Source organism: Larkinella punicea (assembly GCF_003334855.1).
Classification (GTDB): Bacteria; Bacteroidota; Bacteroidia; order Cytophagales; family Spirosomataceae; genus Larkinella; species Larkinella punicea.
This window is the reverse complement of record NZ_QOWE01000041.1, coordinates 13,596-33,468: the sequence shown is the minus strand read 5'-3', so window position 1 is coordinate 33,468 and position 19,873 is coordinate 13,596. Positions and strand designations below refer to the sequence as shown.

Below are 19,873 nucleotides of genomic sequence, written 5' to 3'. Positions count from 1 at the left end.
AGTGGGTGCCCAGAACGGGAAATCGGCACCGAACTGCTTCAGTGCCGATTTACAGATTACGCTTAGCCATCACCAACGCGCTTATGGTCGATTTTGCCTTAACTCAAAATTCGGGATGACTCATGTCATCAGCTCCCGGGTTTGTTTTGCCCGTCGCCTTGACGGCTTCCTGAAGCAAATACTCGTAGAACTTTCCCTGTTTTACCTTTTCTATCAACAGTTGCCAATCATTTTCATCCCCGCTACCATTCACTGAATTAACTACCTCATTACCAGACTCGTATATATAAGAAAAAGACCTATTCTCGTACATAGGGAGAGAGCCACTGCCTGTATTGGTGTGTAGTTGATGTGGTGGAAGTAAATGCTGATCTGTTGGATTCATGACTATAACTTTGCGTCCAGCCTGGGGCTGGACGACTGACTGCCCATATATAAAATTGACGGCAACTTACTTCTTTCCTGCAGAACTCCATACGGCCTCCCATTCCCGCAGCAACCGCACAGCCTGTAAACCCGTTCCCATTTTATACTGGGAACGGCGTTGGCGATATTCGGCCAGCGTAAAGCTGGCCCGCCGATAAATCGCCGAGTCGACCTTCGTAGGTTGGTATCCTTTCGGTATAGTATAAGTGAAATAGCCTTTGGTTGATGCGTAGGTTGGATTATGGAAGAAATCCCGCTTGACAAACTGCCCGGTTTTTTGCTCCTCCTGGCTGGCCTGCACAAAGAAATCCACAGTGTGTTTGGGATAACCAAACAGGTACCCATAGGCCCGGTAGCGGTCGTTACGGGCTTCGTATTCCGTCAGAATCAGCAAAATGCCCGGTGAAGCTCCTTCCGTCAGGCCCCACTGCCCAAAAAATGGTGCATACTGGCGCAGTTTGCGATCGATGAGGTCTTTCCGGCAGACGACTACTTCAAAATGACGTTTCGTCCGCTCGTACAGATGTTGAAACGGCATCAGCACGAACTCCAATCGGCCACCACTGAGGGCCGTGAGCACCCGCTGAACTCGCCGGACCGAATCCAAAGCTGCCTGGTTGAGGGCCACCTCGGCCGTTCCGTCCCGCAAGGTACTATCCTCCACCGCAAAGGTCATTTGCCGCACCGTACTGATGGGTTTAAGGGTATCCGCCAGCGAATACAGCGCTTCGTGATCCAGGGCATACGCCAGTAAGGTATCGGCCAGCCGCTGCTCGTCCGGCGGCAGGGATTCATAACCGGGAAATAGTTGGCTGGACGCGCCGGGCAGGCGGCTCGGAGAATACCCCGTTCGGCACGCCAGCATCATGGAAAGCAACAAAAAACTATAGCTGAAAATACGTTTCATACTTCGCTTCAGTGAAAAAATTGAATGGATAAAGATGAAAAAGAACGGTGCCCCGTAACGTCGTCGATCCCTTGGAAGGGTTGCTCCCACTGCCCTTCAAAGGCTACCCGAAGCCAACTGTTTCTCAGTCGGCAATCGACGCCCGCTTCGCCACCGAGTTGGCCGTAGTTGGCACTCCGTACTGAAAAATCGGGCTTCACCAACAGGGGCGTTAGTTCGGTAGGCCGGAGAGCCTGGTAACTCCGATGCGGGGCATAAACCATGGCCAGCACGGGCTCCGCAAACGCCACCCACCGCCCCCGCAGTGGCATCCGAATCAGGTAATTCGTTCGTACATGAACCTGATGAATCGCCCAATTAGTCTGATTAAGAATATTGTACGCTTCCTGGTGGGTATACCCAACCTGCGCCGATACCTGCCGGGCAGAGTGGGTCCGCTGCCGGTTTTGCAGGACTTCCAGTTGAATTTCCTGCCGGGTAAATCCCACATTGATGGCTTTAAAGATGGGGTCGGTGCCATCGCCGGACCGTCGGCTGGCGGAAAGATTCAGCCGACGAAGTCCGTCGCTTCGCATCCAATCCATCGCCAGCTTCCCTTCCCAGCGCCGTTCCTCGTAGCGGCCATTCGGCCGTTCCACGGCAATGCCTTCGCCGGTATTTTCGCTGCCAAAATGAACCGAAACCATGCCGGTTAGGTGACGGTTATGATCAAGTCGCACACCTGTCTGCATACTCCCGCCGAACCAGCGGCCCGTAACCAGCCGGTCAGACGATACCACGGGCGAGCGGTCGAACGTTCCCAGGCCCCGCAACCGGTACAACTGGGGCGTTTGAATGGCGTAATAGCCAATCTGATTTTCTTCCAGCGTATGCCGGTATTCCGCCCAGACGCCCAGCCAATGCCGTCGGGAAAGCTGCCACAGAAAGCTGGGACGCAGGCTTAAATCCCGGAAACGGTAAAAAGGCCGGGGATCGTTCTGGCGAGCGCCCTGTCCCAGATCATACCGGATTGACAACCCGCCCGTGACCCGGTCATTAATGACTCGTCCCGCGTGGACTTCTGTCTGAATATGATCCCGTTGCCAGTCTCCGCCGTATTCGTCGGCCCAGACGAACGGGTTGCCGCTGAGTGGATCGGCGGTATTGCCCCAGCGCTGGTTCTGGTCTGCGTGTTTGCGGTATCGAAACCGCCCGCTCACGGCCCAGTCGCCCAGCCGTCTTAAGCCCTCGGTCGAAAAAGAGCCCGCCCGAACCACTTCCGGTTCCTGGGGGCGTCGAAAATCACCCGCCCGGTGATCTGAACTTAATCCGGTGCGGATGTAATTGGGCCAGGAAGCTGCGGGCAAACCGGCCGGATTACCCGCAATCATCCACACATTCAGCGGCATGGCAAACCGGTGACGGACTCCCAGCGAACTATCCGGCAACTGCGCCCACAGCAACGACCTTTTAAAAACCAAAACAAAAATGGTTACCCAAAAACAATACCGCATCCGTTTAGAATCCGCGCGGAGTCGGCGTCGCCAGTTTCTCGAAATCACTGCCCGAATTGTTCAAATCCTGCAAGATCCGCCGACCGTTAAGGGTGGTTGCGGTTTTCCGGCGAAAACTTTCACTGGTATACGTTCCGGAGGCAAACACGAAACCGGCATCCTGTGCAACCGGAATTCGCTTGAAACCGCCACTGTTGCCATCCTGCAATGCTTCAAACGTGTCGATCACCTGCGCCACCGGCAGCTTAATGCGGGGTTCTAGCGTCGGGCTCGACGGAATGACGGCTTTCTCCAGCTTCGAGAAGTCGGGGGTGCGGAATATAACCAGGCCCGGACCAAAAACCGGCACCAGCCAGTCAAAACCGCCGGTGAAATAGAGCCGTTCCAGATTCGGAACGGCGGGCGAATCGGTATCCCGGTTGTCGGGCCGTTCGTTGTAGGTTTCCCACTCGGCATTGGCCAGATTCACCGGGCTGCTGGGATTACCGGCGGGGTCGGTTTTGTGGTTGATTCCGTCCTGCGCAATAATAATGCTCTTGCCCGGCTCCAACGGGTGCTGCTGCCCCGTGCCGGGAATCCGCCAGACACTGCTCAAGTACACATGAGCCGCATCCGTCTTGAAATCGGTGGGAGCCGAGTTGGGATTAATTTGTCCGGACACCCCGTGCACGTCGGCAATACACAAGCCATCCAGATAAATCACCTGATCGGAATTGTTGTAGATCTCGACAAACTGATCGGAGAAGTAGGTGCCTCCGCTGGGCGTTTTGGAACCGGTGTAATACACTTCCTTGATGAGCAGCGACCCGGCGGGCGTTCCGGCCAGTTCCAGCGCAATGGTTTTGTTCTCCGTCGCGTTGATGTTAAGCGACGTTTTGGCCGCGTTCAGCGTCAGTTCCTGCGAAAACAGGCCCGTCACCGCAGCCGCATCAGCCGCTGACAGCTTTTGGGTGGCTGTTGCATTATACGTACCGGGCAACACACTGGTGAACACGGCCTTACCATCGCCACCCGTGGTTTGCGTAAAGGATTCGCCACCAGTCGTACTTTCCAGTTTAACCGTAATACCGGCCCCGGCTTTGGCTTTGTAGTTGGCGGGATAGCTAATCGCTACTTCCACCTGAACGGGCTCGACCACGTCCTTGTCCTTCGTACAGGCCGTGAACCCTAAAACAAGCAGTAAAAAGAATAGACCTTCGCCCAGGGAACGAACCGAACGGGCATGTACAGGAAGTAATACTTTCATAATCAATCAATTGGTTGGACTTTATAAAATAGATAATCGGATTACAAGGCATAAAAAACTTCGACGCCGAAAAACAGACTGGGATGATCGCGTAGCTGGCGAACCCGGCTTACGTTGTTATCGTAAAGCGGCTTGTTGGCGAGCACGTTGTTGACGTAAAAAGCAAACCCGCTGGCAGCTTTCCATTCTTTGGTGAGCCGCAAATTCAGAAGCCAGACCGGTGGCCGATCCTGCCAGTTTAGCGAAACCGGGTTGACGCCCCGCCGGAGCGACTGATGCGCCGTTTCAAGTGATTGTTCCGGCGTGAGCCACACCGTCTGACCCGCTTTGGTGGAATAGCCAATGGCCAGACTGTCGTACTGCAGGTAACGGTTTCGTTCCGACCAGATGGTTTGGATCAAAGCAGAAGCGACCAATTGGAGAGCCGGAATGCGGTGTATCACCCGCAGACTGGTGTTGAACCGTCCACTGGCCGTGCTCGTCGGGGTGTAAATGGGAATCCGGTTCTGGGTCTGGTCGCTGAAAACTGCCCGGTTGGCATCCAGAAACGGTTCCGTGGAGCGGCTAACCGTCCGAATCCAGGCCCCGTTCAGGTTAAAGGAGGTGCGGAGTGGCTTTAGTTCAGCCACTTCTATCGTAAATTCAACCCCCTGATTTTGAATTATTAAATTCGCAACCGGTGTGTCGTAGGCGGCCATAAACGTGTCGATCCTGGCGGGTTCTGGACTCAATACCGGTTGCTGCCCTTTTGGAAAGTCGACCGCTTTCAGCCGCGCGTAGGTCAGGGGCTGCAGCTGCCGGGCAATCTGGTAAGCCCGGTCGGTATTCTCCCGAAAATAGGTCAGTTGAGCCGTGATTTTTCGCTGGCCCAGTCGAACCCAACTTCCCATTTGCGGGCTTTGAACGACCGCACCGAGCGGGTGTCGGGAACAATCCGGCGCGTAGTCATTACCACCATCCGCTCGGCGGGGTCGGTAGCAAAATAATTGAAGTTGACCAGGTCATAATACGTCGGATTCGGGTACAGATACGACAGAGTCGGGGCTTTGTACATCCACCCGTAACCCGCCCGCAAAAAACCGCCAGGCACCACTTCCAGCCGGGAATTGATGCGCGGGGCCAGTTGGGCCTGCCACTGCCGCCTTTGTTGTACCACCGAGAGCTGGTCGAGTCGGACCCCCGCCTGAATGGTCCAGGCGTGGCCGTGGAGGTTGGTCGTCATCCTGTCTTCCGCATACCACGCCCATTGGTGGAGGGCGGGTACATCGGCAAAAGCGCGTGGCCGGTCGCCCATGCTGTAATTTTGCCGGGGTGGCGTGAGCGGATCGAACTGGCGGCCCCGGCCTTTGTTGACCGTGGTATTCCATTCGGTTCCGGCAATGGGCCGGTGCGTAACGTTTCCGGTTTGCCGGAACCAGACACTTTCCAACCGCCCGTACAGCGATTTGGGATTGCCATCCACACGGGTTTGGTTGAGGTATTCACTTTTTCCGTAGCCAGCCACGAGTGTCGTATCGCTCAGGGCGGAACTGATCGGAAAGATATCCCGTGTGATTAAATCCTGAAAATAACCATTCTGTCGACCTACCGAATACCCCAGCGTATAGTCCAGTGAACGCAAAGCCCGGTTCGCGGGTCGCCAGCCGCCCTGCAGGTTGAGCCGCAGCGTCCGTTCGTGGGCTCGTTGCTGCTGCAATGGATTGCGGGCGTCGGCACTTTGCCGCAACGCATCCAGCGTGGTAGTATAGCCGATGCGGGCCGTATTGGTCCACGCGCCGGAACTGCGGGTCCACGTAAGCTGGTTGTTCCAGCGGGAAAACAGGTTGAGGAAATCACGCGGATCGCTGCGCTAAAAAGCCAGGTCGGTATCGATGTTGAACGTTCCGGTGTTTGCGGCCCGAAAACCGTATCCGAAAGCCGTCTGCGACAGGTTCGGATTGAGCCGCTGGGTAAGCCGGGGACTGTAGACCCCCGCCCGGGTCGTCACCAGCACGCCCCCGGTGGTTAGGTCGCCAAACCGCACCGATGGAATGCCCCGGATCACTTCCACGGACTCGATGTTGTCGGCCGGAATTTGCCGCAAATCATTTCCGCGACCAACGGCAGACGAAAAAGGGGGAAGCGACCCCGCCGAAGCGTTCAGGATCGTGACGTCGGATTGTAAATTGGCATTGTTGGAAAGCGGCACACCGTCGAGAATCAGTGCCGTTCCCAACGCATTCATTCGATCGGCCGCTGTTGACGTTGGTGCCTGACGCAGCAGACTTTGCTGCACATTACTTAAATCGGGATTGATGGCCAGTTGCCCCGGAACCAGTTGCAGCACATCGGCCAGACTAACGGGTTGAACGTGCTGAATCGCCTGTCGCCCGATCATCGAGCCGGAACCGAGCGCCTGTTCTTTGGCTACCACCCGAACTTCGGCCAGGGCCAGGGATTGTTGACGAAGGGTAATGACCAGTGGCTGCTGTCCGGCGGATGCGTCCAGTGGGATACGTACAGGTTCATACCCCAATAAGGTGGCCGTAAGCTCGACCGCAGCCGTCGGAAAGTTCGGTAATACGAAACGCCCCTTCGCATCACTGATTGCCCACCGGTTGAGGGTAGGCGAACCCACATAGACCCCTTCGAGCGGCTTTCCGGTTTCAGCCGCCCGAATCACCCCCTGCAACGAGAGCATGAGTCGCTGTTGAGCCATGGATAACTGTAGATTTAGCCAGAACAAAACCGCAACGTATCGCCATTTTCCCATCGTTTTCTTCAGTGCCTTTCAACGCCTTTCGTTATTTGAATGGCAAAAATAGGTAAACTTTTACTATTTGCAACTATGTTGCAAATAGACTACTTTTGTTACCCGGCGTGTTTTTCACAACCCATCACCTTAAGAAGAATCCATGATGAGCGATATTGAACAACTCCTGCGTGATCGTGATATTCGCCCTACTCCCATCCGGACCGGTATTCTGACGCTGCTCAAGCAGTCCCGACGGGCCTACACGAACGTGGATCTGGAACGAGCCTTTGACCATTCGCTGGACCGCGTTAGTCTATACCGAAGCTTACTAACCCTGACCGAGGCTAACCTGATTCGGAAGCATATTGATGCCAGCGGAATCTGCTCCTACTTTTTCGCCCCCACCGATGGTTCCGCCCCCACGGCTAGCCTGACCGCTGCCGGGATATCCGCTGACTATCCGCACTTTAAATGTTCGCACTGTGAGACCGTGGTTCCCCTTCCCAAATTGCCCGAGGAGTATTTAGCTTTAGTCCGTCAATACCAACTTGATAATCTGCGCCTGTTGGCCGAGGGTACCTGCGACGACTGCAGGAAGCATCTGGACTGACTGGCCAAATCGACTTTACACCCCGTAATGCTGCGGGCTACCGAGCTCACCAACGACGAAAGACATGGCGAAAGACGTAACTATATTGACCGGTTTTCTGGGAGCGGGCAAAACGACATTCCTCAACGCGCTGTTGGGCGACCGGCCGCAGACCCGCTTTGCCCTGATTGAAAACGAGTTTGGCGAAGAAGGCATCGACGGCGGGTTGGTGGTGCGTCCCGACGTAGACCTGGTGGAACTGAGTAACGGCTGCCTGTGCTGCTCGCTCAGCAACGATCTGCTCGACGTCCTGGAAGCCCTCAACGACCGGCGCGACAGTTTTGACGAGCTGATTATTGAAACCACGGGTATCGCCGATCCGGCGAGCGTGGCGGTTCCTTTCCTGATGCTGCCGAGGGTACTGCGTGATTTCCACCTCAAACGGGTGATCTGTTTAGTGGATGCCGAACTCATCGAAGACCAGTTGCGCGATACTGAGGAAGCCATCGGCCAGATTTCATTCAGCGACATTATCCTCATCAATAAAACCGACCGGGTATCGAACACTTATCTCAATTCGTTACAGGACCTGCTGCGGGGGCTTAATCCCTTTGCCCACGTCTTACTGGGCCACAAAGACAACTACCCAATCCGCGAATTGATGGCTTTGGAGCGGGATACCGCCGGGACGGCTTCGGTGGCAACGCTTCGTCCCGTGCCAGCCCAGCCGGGTTTGAGCCCGGTCCAGGCCACGACGCAACCGCATTCGATTGTTCCGTTCCCCAGCAAGCATCATCACCATGCCCATTCGGATCTGGTTTCCCTCAGCTTTCGCTTTGCGGAACCAATCGATTTGACCCAGATCTATCACCGGCTCACCACCCTGCTCCTGTTCGATGGAAAAGATCTCTACCGCATCAAAGGCATTATTGCCGACCCCACCCGCAAAGAGCGCTGGATTGTTCAATCGGTGGGAAGAACATTAACCCTCACGGAAGGTGCTGACTGGCAACCCGGCGAGCCGCGCATCACCCGGATCGTGTTCATTGGAAAGCGACTGAAACCGGCTGGCTTCGAAAAGCTGCTGCGGCACTGTTTCGCTAAAGATCCCCAGAAGCCTGTATCACGCCTGCCTCCAACGCCTAACTTATAAATCCAGAACCCAGTACGATTCCAGCCAATGACTGGCCAATGATTATCTATTTATTGGAATGCACGGTAATACCGCACCTTTCAGGTAATTCTTCGGTACCCCAATCGACTCCTTTATAGCGCCCTCCACCCAGTGCAACATAGTTGCATAAAACTTCAGCCATTTCACATAAACTGAGTGAAAAAGTTTATATTTGCAACATAGTTGCATTTATAACTGATAACTTGTACGCAAATGAAAAAACTGCCCGTAACGGTACTCAGCGGCTTTCTGGGAGCCGGTAAAACCACCCTGCTCAACCATGTCCTGCACAATAAAGCCGGGCTTAAAGTGGCCGTCATCGTCAATGATATGAGTGAGGTCAACGTGGATGCTCAGCTCGTCAAAGACCAGAATACCTTGTCCCGAACAGAGGAGAAACTGGTTGAAATGTCCAATGGCTGCATCTGCTGTACGCTGCGGGAAGATCTGATGCTGGAAGTGGAAAAGCTGGCCCGCGAAAACCGCTTTGATTACCTGCTGATCGAATCGTCCGGTATTTCGGAGCCCCTGCCGGTGGCCCAGACGTTCAGCTTTGTGGATGAAGAAAAAGGCATCGACCTGTCCCGCTTTTCGCGTTTAGATACCTTGGTGACGGTGGTCGATGCCTTCAACTTTGGCCGTGATTTCGGGTCGGTCGATAATGTCTATCAGCGCGAGCTAAACGACGACCCGTCCGATACCCGCACCATTGTGAACCTGCTAACGGAGCAAATCGAGTTTGCCAATGTCATTATTCTCAACAAAACGGACCTGCTCAGCCGGTACCAGGTGGGCGAACTAAAAGCCATTCTGCAAAAGCTGAACCCCAAAGCCCGGCTGCTGGAATCGGAGTTCTCCCGGGTAGATTCGGCTCAGATTCTCAACACCGGCCTGTTCGATTTTGAGGCCTCATCGCAGTCGGCGGGCTGGATTCAGGAACTTCAGAATCACAAGAACGGCATTGCTCACACCCCCGAAACCGAAGAGTACGGCATTTCTTCGTTTGTCTTCCGCGACCGCCGACCCTTCCACCCGGTGCGGTTCTGGGCTTACCTGAGCGAAAACTTTCCGGCGGGTATCATCCGCAGCAAGGGCCTGTTCTGGCTGGCATCCCGGCCAGACGATGCGCTGAATTTCAGCCAGGCTGGGGGCAGTTTGCGAGCCGAGAACGCCGGGGTTTGGTGGGCGTCGATGCCCTTTGCCAAACGGACGCAGTACGGTGCCTTTCTGGAAAATCAGAAGAGCATCGAATCGCGCTGGCACAAACGCTTCGGCGACCGGCAAAACGAACTGGTCATCATCGGGCAGGATCTGAAACCCGAGCAGATCACGGCGGAATTACAGGACTGTCTTTGTACTGAACCCGAACTACAGCACCTAGAAAAGAAGGGAGCCTTTAAAGACCCTTTTCCAGTCTGGGAATAATGGCCACTTTAATCGAACACGGGATGAAAGTCAAACGGGATTATGACACGATCATCGTTGCGAACAGGGTAATTGCTAAAAATTAAAGCCAACTCATTTAAATCGCGAATACAACCCGATGAAGACAATTTTTACCCTGATTTCCCTGCTGGTTTCCGTCTACGCACACGCCCAAACGGTTACCGGTAACGTAGTCAATGCCCGAACTGGCGAACCCATTGCCGGGGCTACCGTGAGATCGCCCGGCACCGACACAGGAGCGGTCACAGACAGCACGGGCCAATTCACCCTCGACGCACCAGCATCAGGTCCGTTGCAGGTCTCGTTTGTTGGCTTTAAAACCACGACGGTGAAGGCCCGAGAACGGTTTTTTACGGTCGAACTGGTGCCGGAAATCATCGAACTGCAAACCGTCGAGGTGGTGGGGCGCGTGGCCCGGGACTACAACAGTGAGTACTCGTTTTCGGCCACCAAAATTGCCGCGCTCAACAAAGATATTCCCCAGTCGATTGGCACCGTAACGAAAGAGTTGATGGCCGACCGGCAGGCCTTTCAACTGGCCGATGCCGTCAAGATTGTGAGTGGCGTAACGCCGTCGAGTTTTTACAATCAGTATGCCATTCGGGGCATCAGCCAGAATGAAGAAGGGCAGATTATTAATGGGATGCGCACCCGGCAGTATTATTTTCTCCAGCCGCTGACCACCAACATCGAACGGGTGGAGGTGCTCAAAGGCCCGGCCAGTGCCGCGTTTTCGTCGGCCGATCCCGGCGGCAGCATCAATCTGGTAACTAAAAAACCGCTGGCCGTCGACCGCAAAGAGGTGAGCCTGAGTGCAGGCAGCTTCAGCACCCTGCGCGGTACGCTCGACTTTACGGGACCCCTCAATGCAAGCAAAACGCTGTTGTACCGGGTCAACGGGGCCTATCAGGAAGCCCGCAGTTACCGCGATCTGGTTCGCAACAACGCGCTGCTGTTTTCGCCGTCGTTTTCCTACATCCCCAATCAGAAAACCGCCCTCAACGCCGAGCTGATTCTGAGCCGGTCGACGGGTAACCTCGACCGGGGGCAGCCCATTTTTGGGGCTGTGGCGGGTGCTACGAACCTAAACAGTACACCCATCAGCCTGAATCTGGGGGCGAGCAACGACTTTTTCGCTTCGAAAGAGCTGATCATCACCGGGAATCTGGCTCACAAATTCAACGACCGCATCAGCGTCAACGTGTCGTACATGAAACAGACCTGGGAAGAAGATTTGCAGGAACACCGCACCACCAACGCCTTTGCCGTTGACCTGACCAATAAGCCGGTTACCTCGCTGGCCACCATGCAGTTTGTGCAACGCAAGCAGTTCTGGAACATCGACAATTTGAATGCCTACTTCAATTTTAACTTCAATACGGGCCCGGCGACCCACGATCTGCTGGTGGGCTACGACCTCTCCGACTGGCAAAAAATGAAAGGCGGGGGACAGAATGCGGCCCGGGGTTTTTTGCTCAAAGATGGCTCCGTAGCGGGATCGTTCGTACTGGCCAACGCGGCTAATTACCAGACCATTACTACTGGTGGCGTCACGTTGCCGCGCCCCAACGTGAACTACTTCGATCTGAATAACCCCAGCTATACCATTCGGAATGTGGATGATTATGTGCTGAATTCCCGGACACCACTCCCGGCCGCGCTCACCACCACCCACGCCGTCTACGCCCAGGAGCAATTCCGCTGGAACAAGATCCGGCTGTTGTTGGGGCTTCGCTACGAGTCGTTTCAGGATATCACCAATTACCAGGCACCCGGCGAATCGTCGTTTACCAAAACCGCCCTGCTGCCCCGCCTGGGCCTGACCTATTCGCTCACGCCCAACCTGAACCTCTACGGCACGTACCTGGAAGGCTTTCAGGGACAGTCGAATACGGTAACGCTCCTGCCCAACACGGGCGGTTTTTACAACACGGCCAAATCGGCCAACCTGTTCGAGCCCCTGCGGAGTGACTTAAAAGAGATCGGCGCCAAAGCCCAGCTCTTCGGCGGGCGCATCAGCCTGAATGCGACTCTCTACGAGATCAACCAGCGCAATCTGCTGCTCAACGCCAACCTGCCCGCTTTCCCCGACTCGCTGGTGACCCGCGGGGCCGAGCGCAGCCGGGGTTTCGAGATGGATCTGGCCGGTTATCTGTTGCCCAACTGGCAAATCAATGTGTCGTACAGCTACATCGATGCGATCATTGTCAGCGACAACGAGGTCAGTCTGGTGGGTGCGCGCAAGCAGAACACGCCCCGCCATAGCGGTAACCTCTGGACACGGTATAATTTCGGGGCCAACTCCGCGCTCAGTGATTTGGGGATCGGGTTGGGTATACAATATAGCGACAGCAAGATTCCCTGGTTCTCCCGCGCCTTTGAGGTGCCCGCCTACACGCTCTTCGATATGGCCCTGTACTACAAGCCCGCCAAAAGCAATGTACAGATCGCTCTGAATGTCAATAACCTAACCAACAAAACGTATTGGGTCGGTGCGCAGAACTATCTCCGGTTGTTCCCCGGTGCCCCGCGCAATACGATGCTGACGCTGACCTACCGATTTTAAGTGATGGCGCTACGAATAGAACGACTGATTGCCCGGCAGGTTTGGGCAACGGCTTTTAAAAACCGGGCCTTTTTTGGCGTACTGATGGGTATTGGTTTCCTGCTGGTCTACGCGGCAGTGACGGGTTGGGTAAGCTTTCGGCAACAGAATGCCATGGGCCGCCAGTATCAGCAACAGGCCCGGCAGGAGTGGCTCAACAACCCCGATAAGCACCCGCACCGCATGGCGCACTACGGCCATTTTGCCTTCCGGCCCAAAGCCCCGCTGAGTGTGTTCGACTTCGGGATGGAGAGCTTTCTGGGTAACACCGTTTTTCTGGAAGCCCACAAGCAAAACAGCGTCAACTTTTCAGAAGCGGGCTTTTCAACGGGGTTGCTGCGGTTTGGCGAAATCAGTCTGTCCATGGTGCTGCAATTGCTGCTACCGCTCCTGTTGTTTTTTGTGGGCTTCGGCACGGTGGCCAGCGACCGCGAAACCGGTACGCTGAAGCTGCTCCTGAGTCAGGGCGTCAGTTGGCAACAACTTCTGGTCGGCAAAAGTCTGGGGTTGATAGCCGTTATGCTCATCCTGTACGGCCCGGTCATGCTGGCCACCGGTTTGCTGTGGTTCGGTTTGCTGTGGTTCGGTTTGCAGGGGGGCGCGGTCAACGCCGATCAGACCCTCCGGCTGTTGCTTTTATTGGGGTCTTATTTTCTGTACCTGAGCCTGTTTTGTGTCATCGCCGTGCTGGTATCGGCCCGTTGTAGAACGGCCAAAACGGCCCTGGTGTCGCTAATTGGTCTTTGGTTGATGCTGACCCTGGTATTGCCCCGAGCGTCGCAGGCCCTGGGGTCGTACCTGTATCCGGCCCCGTCGAAGGCGAAGTTTCTGGCCGATATTCAGGCCGATGTGCTGAAAGAAGGCGACAGCCACAACCCCAACGACCCGCATTATAAAGAACTGAAAGATTCGCTTCTGACCGCCTACGGGGTCGATTCGGTGCAGAAGCTGCCGTTCAATTACAGCGGGTTTGTAATGGCCGAGGGCGAGAAAATTAGTGCCCAGCTTTATAATGACCATTTCCAGCGTTTGCTGGCGATCTACGACCAGCAGAACCGGTTTTCGAAAACGCTGGCGTTCGTGAATCCCTATCTGGCCATCCGCAACCTGTCGATGGCCCTGTCGGGAACGGACTTTGCCAGTTACGTCGATTTTCAACAACAGGCCGAACAATACCGCTACGACATGGCTCAGAAGCTCAACGAGTTGCAAATTGAACTGATCAGCAACCAAAAGCCGGGACCGACCGACAAGCCCCATCAAATCGGCAAAAACCACTGGCAGGAGATTCCCGACTTTACGTATCAGTCGCCGGGCGTCGCGAGCGTATTCCGGCACGAAACCATCTCCCTGCTGGCCTTTATTTTTTGGTCGGGGCTGCTATGGGTGGTAGCCTGGCGATTAACCAAAACCTTAACCGCTCTATGATCCGGCTTGCATTCATCCAGTTTATTCGTTCGGGCCGGTACGCCGGAGCGGGCATCCGAATCGGCCTTTTTTTTCTGCTGGCTATCGGCGTCATCTCGCTGTTTGTGGGGAAACAATTCGCCCAGCAGCAACAGCAGGGCATTACCGACGTTGTTCAGTTCCAGCAAACCGACTTTCCGCGTCAGGCGGCCCTGCACCACGACGATATGGGACTGTTGCTGTACTACCTTAAATTTTCGGTCATCAATCAGACCCGCCCCCTGACGGCCCTGGCCATCGGGCAGCGAGACGTGAACCCGTCGGTGCAGAGCGTGACGATTCGGGGGCTGGAAGGGCAGAAATACGATGCCGATCTGACCAACCCCGCCAACCTGCTGCTGGGCAATGTCGATTTCAGTTTCGTGCTGGTGTATCTGTTCCCCCTGCTGATCATTGCGTTCACGTATTCAATTATCTCGGACGAAAAAGAAAACGGCACCTGGTCTATCGTCGCCGTTCAGAGTCGGCACCTGCTGGGGTTTATCGGTCAACTTTTTTTACTCCGGCTGGCGGTGGTGATGGCGGTGATGCTGCTTATTGTCGCACTGGCCATACCGGTGTTGGGTATTCCGTTGGATGGTGTGTTGGGGCTTTTTCTGGGTACGTCGGTAGGCTATATCCTGTTCTGGTTCAGCGTCTGTTTTTGGGTGGCTTCCTTGCAACGCGCTTCCAGCACCAACGCCATCCTGCTGTTGGGTATCTGGCTGGTGCTGCTCATTGTTTTACCGGCAGGAGTCAACAACTACATTACTGCCCGCTACCCCGTGCCCGAAGCGCAGGCTACTACCCTGGCCCAGCGCAAAGGCTACCACGAGAAGTGGGATACGGATAAAACCGCGACGCTTGAGAAATTTTATGCCCACTACCCCCAATTCCGGCAAGTGCCCGTCGTCGACATGCCCACCGACTGGCGGTGGTATTACGCCATGCAGCAATTGGGCGACGATGAATCGGCCGGTCAGGCGGGTGAACTGCGGCAAAAGCTGGAACAGCGCGAAAGGGCCAGCCGGAGCATTGCCCAATTCATGCCGACCCTGCACACCCAGTTGCAACTGGGCGAACTGGCCCGATCGGGGCTGGGCAATCAGCTTCGGTTCATGGATTACACCAGCCAGTTTCACGAGAAAATGCGGCTGTATTCTTACCCCAAAATATTCACGAATGCGCCGGTTCTGGCCGAGAAGTGGACTGATTTCAAGGTCGACACCTTCACCGATGAGGCACCAATTCATCCGCTGTCGGTTCTGGGGACATTCGTATTGTTCATCGCGCTATTTGCGGGGCTGGGTTGGTTCCGGTTCCGCCAAACGATCTATCACCTGTAAACGTCAAACGTCGTATGTTACAAGCCATCGAGTTAACCAAGCAGTATGTTCCGGGCCAGCCCCCTTCCCTCGACGCCCTGAATCTGACGGTTCAGCCGGGTGAAATCTATTGTTTGCTGGGCCAGAACGGCGCGGGCAAAACCACCACCATCAACCTGTTTCTGGGCTTTCTGCCACCCACGTCGGGGCAGGCCCTGATCAACGGACTCAACGTGGCTGAGTACCCGCAGGAGACCAAGAAATTTCTGGCTTACCTGCCCGAAACGGTCATGCTCTATCCGAACCTGACGGGGTTGGAAAACCTGGATTTTTTTGCCCAACTGGCTGGCTTTCGCCACACGCCCGACGAACTGCACAGCTTGCTGAGCCGCGCCGGGCTACAAACCGAGGCCCACGGCAAACGAGTGGGAACCTACTCAAAAGGCATGCGCCAGAAAGTGGGCATTGCCATTGCCCTGGCCAAACAGGCCAAAGCGCTTCTGCTCGACGAACCCACGAGTGGTCTGGACCCCAAAGCCAGCAACGAGTTTTCGGAAATCTTAACCGGCCTGGCACAATCCGGCACGGCCATTCTGATGGCTACGCACGACATTTTCCGGGCGCGCGAAGTGGGTACGCGCATCGGCATCATGCGGGCGGGCCACCTCGTGGAATCACTATCGGCCAGTGACCTGACGGCTAACGAGCTGGAAGCCATTTATCTGCAAACGGTGTAGGCGAGAAAAAAACGTACAGATTACTGAAGTCAATGACGAAGCAGAAATTGGGCAGGTTTTGTAATTGGGTAACACGTATCGTCAATGCCCTGATCGTCACTGCGCTGTTGTGGGGCGTTGCTTGTGCGCAGGACGGAACGGTTTTTCAGCCCGAAAACCCGCCCAAAGAAATAACCGGGCTGAAAATAGCGGAAAACTTGCTCATCAATGGCCGACTCGATGAACCGGCCTGGCAAATAGCAAAACTAGCATCGGGGTTCTTTCGGCAATTCCCCGATCAGGGGGGCCGAGTGGCTTTCGATACGGAAGTGTATGTGCTCTACAACAGCCGCAATCTCTATCTTGGTTTCTTCTGCCCCGATTCGTTGGGAAAAAAAGCCGTGCGCGTACCCGACCTGATCCGCGATTTCGACTTCTTCAACTACGACCTCGTGGGCGTCAGCATCGACCCTTTTCTGGACAAACGCAACGCCATTGCCTTTCAGACCAATCCGTACGGCGCTCAACGGGATTTGTTATGCTTTGACGATACCTTCTTCGACCGCGAGTGGGACGGATTCTGGAAAGTGCGCACCACCCGTACCGATTCGGGTTGGGTGGCCGAAATGCAGATTCCTTGGGCCACCCTGCGGTATCCCAACGCGAAACAGCAGGACTGGGGCATTCAGTTTGTCAGACGTACCCGCCGGTTGGGCGAACAATCCTCCTGGTCACCGTTTCCGCGCGCCTTTACGGCCTACCGCATGACCTATGCCGGGCTATTGAAGGGTATAGAACCGCCAGCCCCGTCGGTCAATGTGCGGATGCAGCCTTACCTGTTGACCGATTACAAACGAAATTTCGTGAATGGTCGGCAAACTGCCGAGGTTTTCGCGCCCAAACTTGGCGGGGAAATCAAGTGGGCCATTACGCCCCATACCGTTCTGGATTTGACCATCAACACCGACTTTGCCCAGGCCGACGTAGATCGACAGGTGCAGAACTTAACGCGGTTTTCGGTGCTTTTCCCCGAACGGCGGCAGTTTTTTCTGGAAAACGCCACACTTTTCAATCTGGGCGACGACTTTAACCAGCCTTTCTTCAGCCGAAAAATCGGCCTTTCCGACGCGGGAACGCCCATCCCGCTCGATGCCGGTTTGAGGCTGGTCAGCCGCAATCTAAAACAGAACTTTGCCGGTCTTTTCGTGCGTCAGCGTAAGTCAGACGAAACGCAAACGGCTACGACGCACTTCGGCGTGTTGCGCTACAGCCGGAATGTCGGCAAACAGAATCGGTTTGGGGGTATGGTAACCGTCAATTCGAGTGAAGCAGCTTTTGGAAAACCGGCCGTTACCAATGCCACATTTTCGGTGGACGGGTTTGTGCGGATCAAAGACCCCTTTAGCTGGAATTTTATGGTGACCAAATCGCAAACGTCCACAGCAGGCGGAGACGGTTTTACGGCCCTGAGCAAATTCATTTTCTCGAACAATAACTGGTACGCATTTCTAATCCAATCCATTATTACCAAAGACTACAATCCCCGGATGGGTTTTGTCTACGGGTCTAATCTCATCAACAACAACACGGGTGTTTATCGGATCACCCGGCCACGCTGGAAACCGAAGTTCATGCGGCAAATGGACCCCGGATTTTACTTCGATGCGTACCACCGGGCGTCGGACGGCAAATTTCAGCAGGCCGAACTCACGCTGTTTCCAATCTGGATTATTGCCAACCGGGGAAATCGGTTTACGGGCAACGTGATTCCAACCTGGCAGGTGGTAGACCAGGCTTTTCCGATCGTAGGGATCAACATCCCGACCGGTAAGTATTACTACACCCGGTATCGGTTCTCGTACGATTCGGATTTATCAAGAGCCTTTTCCGTAAAAACACAAACCGAATTCGGCTCTTTTTACGACGGACGACTCGCTACGCTTCAGGGCGAAGTTCGCTTTTCACCGCTCCCCAACGTATCGGCAAAAGTGTCGTATCAGCGCAATCGCTTCAGGGATGTTGGCGAAAACGAGGAATCAATGGTTACGCATTTAATTACACCCGAAATTCGTCTGTCGCTCAACCCACGGGTACAGCTTACCTCCTTTTTTCAGCATAATTCGGTGGCTACCCGCGACATCTGGAACATCCGCTTTGCGTGGGAATTTCAGCCGCTGTCGTTTTTGTATCTGGTCTACAACAGCAACAGTAGCCAACAGTATACTACCTCTTTGCAACGGTTCGATACGGTTCGCAATGAGCAAAGCATTGCCAAAATAACCTACTTAAAACAGTTCTAAGGGCTTAACTACTTGACTGGTACTACTAAACAACTCAAACGATGATTCGTCAACTGATTGCCCGGAATGAATTTACCCAGACCCGGCGCGACCGCCGGTTTGTGGTGGCCGCCGGTGTGGTGTTGCTGCTACTCGTTGTGGCTACTTGGACGGGATTCCGCAACTACCGCTCGCTGGCCGACAAGCGCGAACAGGCCAACCAGTCGGCGCGGGCTGCCTGGCTGGGCCAGACCGAAAAGAATCCCCACTCGGCGGCTCACTACGGCACATTTGCTTTCCGGCCCAAGTCGGACCTGAGCTTTCTGGACTTCGGCCTCGATACCTACACCGGGGCCAGCGTCTATCTGGAAGGTCACCGGCAAAACGATGCCAAGTTCAGTGCCGCCGAAGATGCCACGGTGCTGATCCGGTTTGGTGAGATGACTGTCGCCTTTGTGCTGCAACTACTCATTCCGTTGCTGACTATCTTTCTCTGCTTCAGCACCTTCACCCGGGAGCGGGTAGAAAACACGTTGAAACTGCTGGTCAGTCAGGGTGCATCGACGCCCGATTTGTACTGGGGGAAAGTATGGGGATACAGTCAGGTGGTGGGGCTGATGGTGGGTCCCGCCCTGCTGCTGGCGGGTGGGCTGCTGTTTGCCCAAACGGGCTTCGATGCCACTGCCGACACCGGGCTCCGGCTGGTGCTGTTCGTTCTGCTTTATGCCTTGTACTTCTTTTTGTTTGTGGCGGGCAGCGTATTCGTCTCGGCCCGCAGCAGTAGCTCCCGAAATAGCTTGCTGACCCTGCTCGGCGTCTGGATTGTAGCCTGTATCATCCTGCCCAAAGCTACGGCCAACCTCGGCGAAAGTCTGTTCAGCGTGCCGTCCAGCTACGCGTTCAGAAAGCAGATTAACGAAGACCAGGAAAAAGGGATCGACGGGCATAACCCCTCCAGTGCCCGCGCCAAGGAATTGGAGAAGAAAATTCTGGCGCAATACGGCGTGGATTCGGTCTCGAAACTGCCCGTCAACTTCGACGGTATTGTGATGCAGGAGGGCGAAAAATACACCAGCATGGTCTATCAAAAGCATTTCGGGGCCTTGCAGGATCAGTTTGAACGGCAGAACAGCCTCGCTGATATCGTCGGTTTTCTGAATCCCTACTTAGCGGTGCGGGACTTGTCGATGGGCCTGTCGGGTTCGGATTACGCCCATTTTCTGGACTTTAAAGCCAAAGCCGAGCAGTACCGGTTTGGGCTGGTGGAACGCCTGAACAACCACATGAAAACCTTCTCGAAAACCGGCGACTGGGAGAAAACCGTGTCGCGCGATTTCTGGGCACAAACACCTGACTTTCAGTATCAACTACCTCCCGTTGGCTGGGCGTTGCGTCGGCATGCGCTGTCGGGACTGGCTCTGATGCTGTTTGGCAGTATGCTGGTGTGGGGCGTTCGGCGCGGTCTGAAAACAGTTTCCATTGCTTAA

General features: G+C 55.0%; 16 protein-coding genes. 10 read left to right on the top strand and 6 right to left on the bottom strand.

The window, feature by feature from the left end:
* Positions 1-256, top strand: a 256-nt coding sequence (locus DUE52_RS32700) for a hypothetical protein (protein ID WP_222930351.1), incomplete at its 5' end; no start/stop codon positions are given.
* 195 nt (positions 257-451) lie between these two features.
* Here the strand turns inward: DUE52_RS32700 and DUE52_RS31380 are convergent.
* The 6 genes from DUE52_RS31380 to DUE52_RS31355 form a co-directional block, all read right to left on the bottom strand.
* Positions 452-1,333 (bottom strand): hypothetical protein, encoded by an 882-nt coding sequence (locus DUE52_RS31380; RefSeq protein ID WP_133299995.1) that lies wholly within the window; start codon positions 1,331-1,333, stop codon positions 452-454.
* Between the two features lie 8 nt (positions 1,334-1,341).
* Complete coding sequence (locus DUE52_RS31375) at positions 1,342-2,793, bottom strand: DUF6850 family outer membrane beta-barrel protein (protein WP_133299994.1); 1,452 nt, start codon at positions 2,791-2,793, stop codon at positions 1,342-1,344.
* 37 nt (positions 2,794-2,830) lie between these two features.
* Positions 2,831-4,072: a DUF4876 domain-containing protein gene (locus DUE52_RS31370; protein WP_114410099.1), complete on the bottom strand. Its 1,242-nt coding sequence runs from the start codon at positions 4,070-4,072 to the stop codon at positions 2,831-2,833.
* A gap of 41 nt (positions 4,073-4,113) precedes the next feature.
* The gene (locus DUE52_RS31365) at positions 4,114-4,962 is read right to left on the bottom strand and encodes a hypothetical protein (RefSeq protein ID WP_114410098.1); all 849 of its coding nucleotides are present in this window, start codon (positions 4,960-4,962) and stop codon (positions 4,114-4,116) included.
* On the bottom strand, positions 4,914-5,798 hold the full coding sequence (locus tag DUE52_RS31360; RefSeq protein ID WP_114410097.1) for a TonB-dependent receptor: 885 nt from the start codon (positions 5,796-5,798) through the stop codon (positions 4,914-4,916). The genes DUE52_RS31365 and DUE52_RS31360 overlap by 49 nt, the downstream gene beginning before the upstream one ends.
* 123 nt (positions 5,799-5,921) lie before the next feature.
* Positions 5,922-6,770, bottom strand: a complete 849-nt coding sequence (locus DUE52_RS31355; RefSeq protein ID WP_165841072.1) for a TonB-dependent receptor plug domain-containing protein — start codon at positions 6,768-6,770, stop codon at positions 5,922-5,924.
* Positions 6,771-6,966: 196 nt separating this feature from the next.
* Here DUE52_RS31355 and DUE52_RS31350 point away from each other — a divergent pair, with 196 nt between their 5' ends.
* The 9 genes from DUE52_RS31350 to DUE52_RS31310 all read left to right on the top strand — a co-directional run bounded on the left by DUE52_RS31350 (position 6,967) and on the right by DUE52_RS31310 (position 19,873).
* Positions 6,967-7,416 (top strand): Fur family transcriptional regulator, encoded by a 450-nt coding sequence (locus DUE52_RS31350; protein WP_114410095.1) that lies wholly within the window; start codon positions 6,967-6,969, stop codon positions 7,414-7,416.
* 64 nt (positions 7,417-7,480) lie between these two features.
* Entirely contained in the window at positions 7,481-8,548 is a 1,068-nt protein-coding gene (locus DUE52_RS31345; protein ID WP_114410094.1) for a CobW family GTP-binding protein, read from the top strand.
* Between the two features lie 234 nt (positions 8,549-8,782).
* Positions 8,783-9,994, top strand: coding sequence for a GTP-binding protein (locus DUE52_RS31340; RefSeq protein WP_114410093.1), 1,212 nt, complete (start codon positions 8,783-8,785; stop codon positions 9,992-9,994).
* A 118-nt stretch (positions 9,995-10,112) separates the two neighbouring features.
* Positions 10,113-12,581, top strand: a complete 2,469-nt coding sequence (locus tag DUE52_RS31335; protein WP_114410092.1) for a TonB-dependent receptor — start codon at positions 10,113-10,115, stop codon at positions 12,579-12,581.
* Positions 12,582-12,584: 3 nt separating this feature from the next.
* Positions 12,585-14,048, top strand: a complete 1,464-nt coding sequence (locus DUE52_RS31330) for an ABC transporter permease (protein WP_114410091.1) — start codon at positions 12,585-12,587, stop codon at positions 14,046-14,048.
* On the top strand, positions 14,045-15,412 hold the full coding sequence (locus DUE52_RS31325) for a DUF3526 domain-containing protein (protein WP_114410090.1): 1,368 nt from the start codon (positions 14,045-14,047) through the stop codon (positions 15,410-15,412). The genes DUE52_RS31330 and DUE52_RS31325 overlap by 4 nt, the downstream gene beginning before the upstream one ends.
* Before the next feature lie 14 nt (positions 15,413-15,426).
* Complete coding sequence (locus DUE52_RS31320; RefSeq protein ID WP_114410089.1) at positions 15,427-16,128, top strand: ABC transporter ATP-binding protein; 702 nt, start codon at positions 15,427-15,429, stop codon at positions 16,126-16,128.
* Between the two features lie 32 nt (positions 16,129-16,160).
* Positions 16,161-18,407, top strand: coding sequence for a carbohydrate binding family 9 domain-containing protein (locus tag DUE52_RS31315; protein WP_114410088.1), 2,247 nt, complete (start codon positions 16,161-16,163; stop codon positions 18,405-18,407).
* Positions 18,408-18,448: 41 nt separating this feature from the next.
* Positions 18,449-19,873, top strand: a complete 1,425-nt coding sequence (locus DUE52_RS31310) for an ABC transporter permease (RefSeq protein ID WP_114410087.1) — start codon at positions 18,449-18,451, stop codon at positions 19,871-19,873.

Excerpts from the sequence above, each read along its gene's own strand:
- DUE52_RS31335 (WP_114410092.1), top strand. The coding sequence starts at position 10,113 with ATGAAGACAATTTTTACCCTGATTTCCCTGCTGGTTTCCGTCTACGCA.
- DUE52_RS31315 (WP_114410088.1), top strand. The coding sequence starts at position 16,161 with ATGACGAAGCAGAAATTGGGCAGGTTTTGTAATTGGGTAACACGTATC.
- DUE52_RS31345 (WP_114410094.1), top strand. The coding sequence starts at position 7,481 with ATGGCGAAAGACGTAACTATATTGACCGGTTTTCTGGGAGCGGGCAAA.
- DUE52_RS31320 (WP_114410089.1), top strand. The coding sequence starts at position 15,427 with ATGTTACAAGCCATCGAGTTAACCAAGCAGTATGTTCCGGGCCAGCCC.
- DUE52_RS31380 (WP_133299995.1), bottom strand. The coding sequence starts at position 1,333 with ATGAAACGTATTTTCAGCTATAGTTTTTTGTTGCTTTCCATGATGCTG.
- DUE52_RS31325 (WP_114410090.1), top strand. The coding sequence starts at position 14,045 with ATGATCCGGCTTGCATTCATCCAGTTTATTCGTTCGGGCCGGTACGCC.
- DUE52_RS31355 (WP_165841072.1), bottom strand. The coding sequence starts at position 6,770 with ATGGCTCAACAGCGACTCATGCTCTCGTTGCAGGGGGTGATTCGGGCG.
- DUE52_RS31350 (WP_114410095.1), top strand. The coding sequence starts at position 6,967 with ATGATGAGCGATATTGAACAACTCCTGCGTGATCGTGATATTCGCCCT.
- DUE52_RS31340 (WP_114410093.1), top strand. The coding sequence starts at position 8,783 with ATGAAAAAACTGCCCGTAACGGTACTCAGCGGCTTTCTGGGAGCCGGT.
- DUE52_RS31330 (WP_114410091.1), top strand. The coding sequence starts at position 12,585 with ATGGCGCTACGAATAGAACGACTGATTGCCCGGCAGGTTTGGGCAACG.
- DUE52_RS31310 (WP_114410087.1), top strand. The coding sequence starts at position 18,449 with ATGATTCGTCAACTGATTGCCCGGAATGAATTTACCCAGACCCGGCGC.
- DUE52_RS31370 (WP_114410099.1), bottom strand. The coding sequence starts at position 4,072 with ATGAAAGTATTACTTCCTGTACATGCCCGTTCGGTTCGTTCCCTGGGC.
- DUE52_RS31365 (WP_114410098.1), bottom strand. The coding sequence starts at position 4,962 with ATGGGAAGTTGGGTTCGACTGGGCCAGCGAAAAATCACGGCTCAACTG.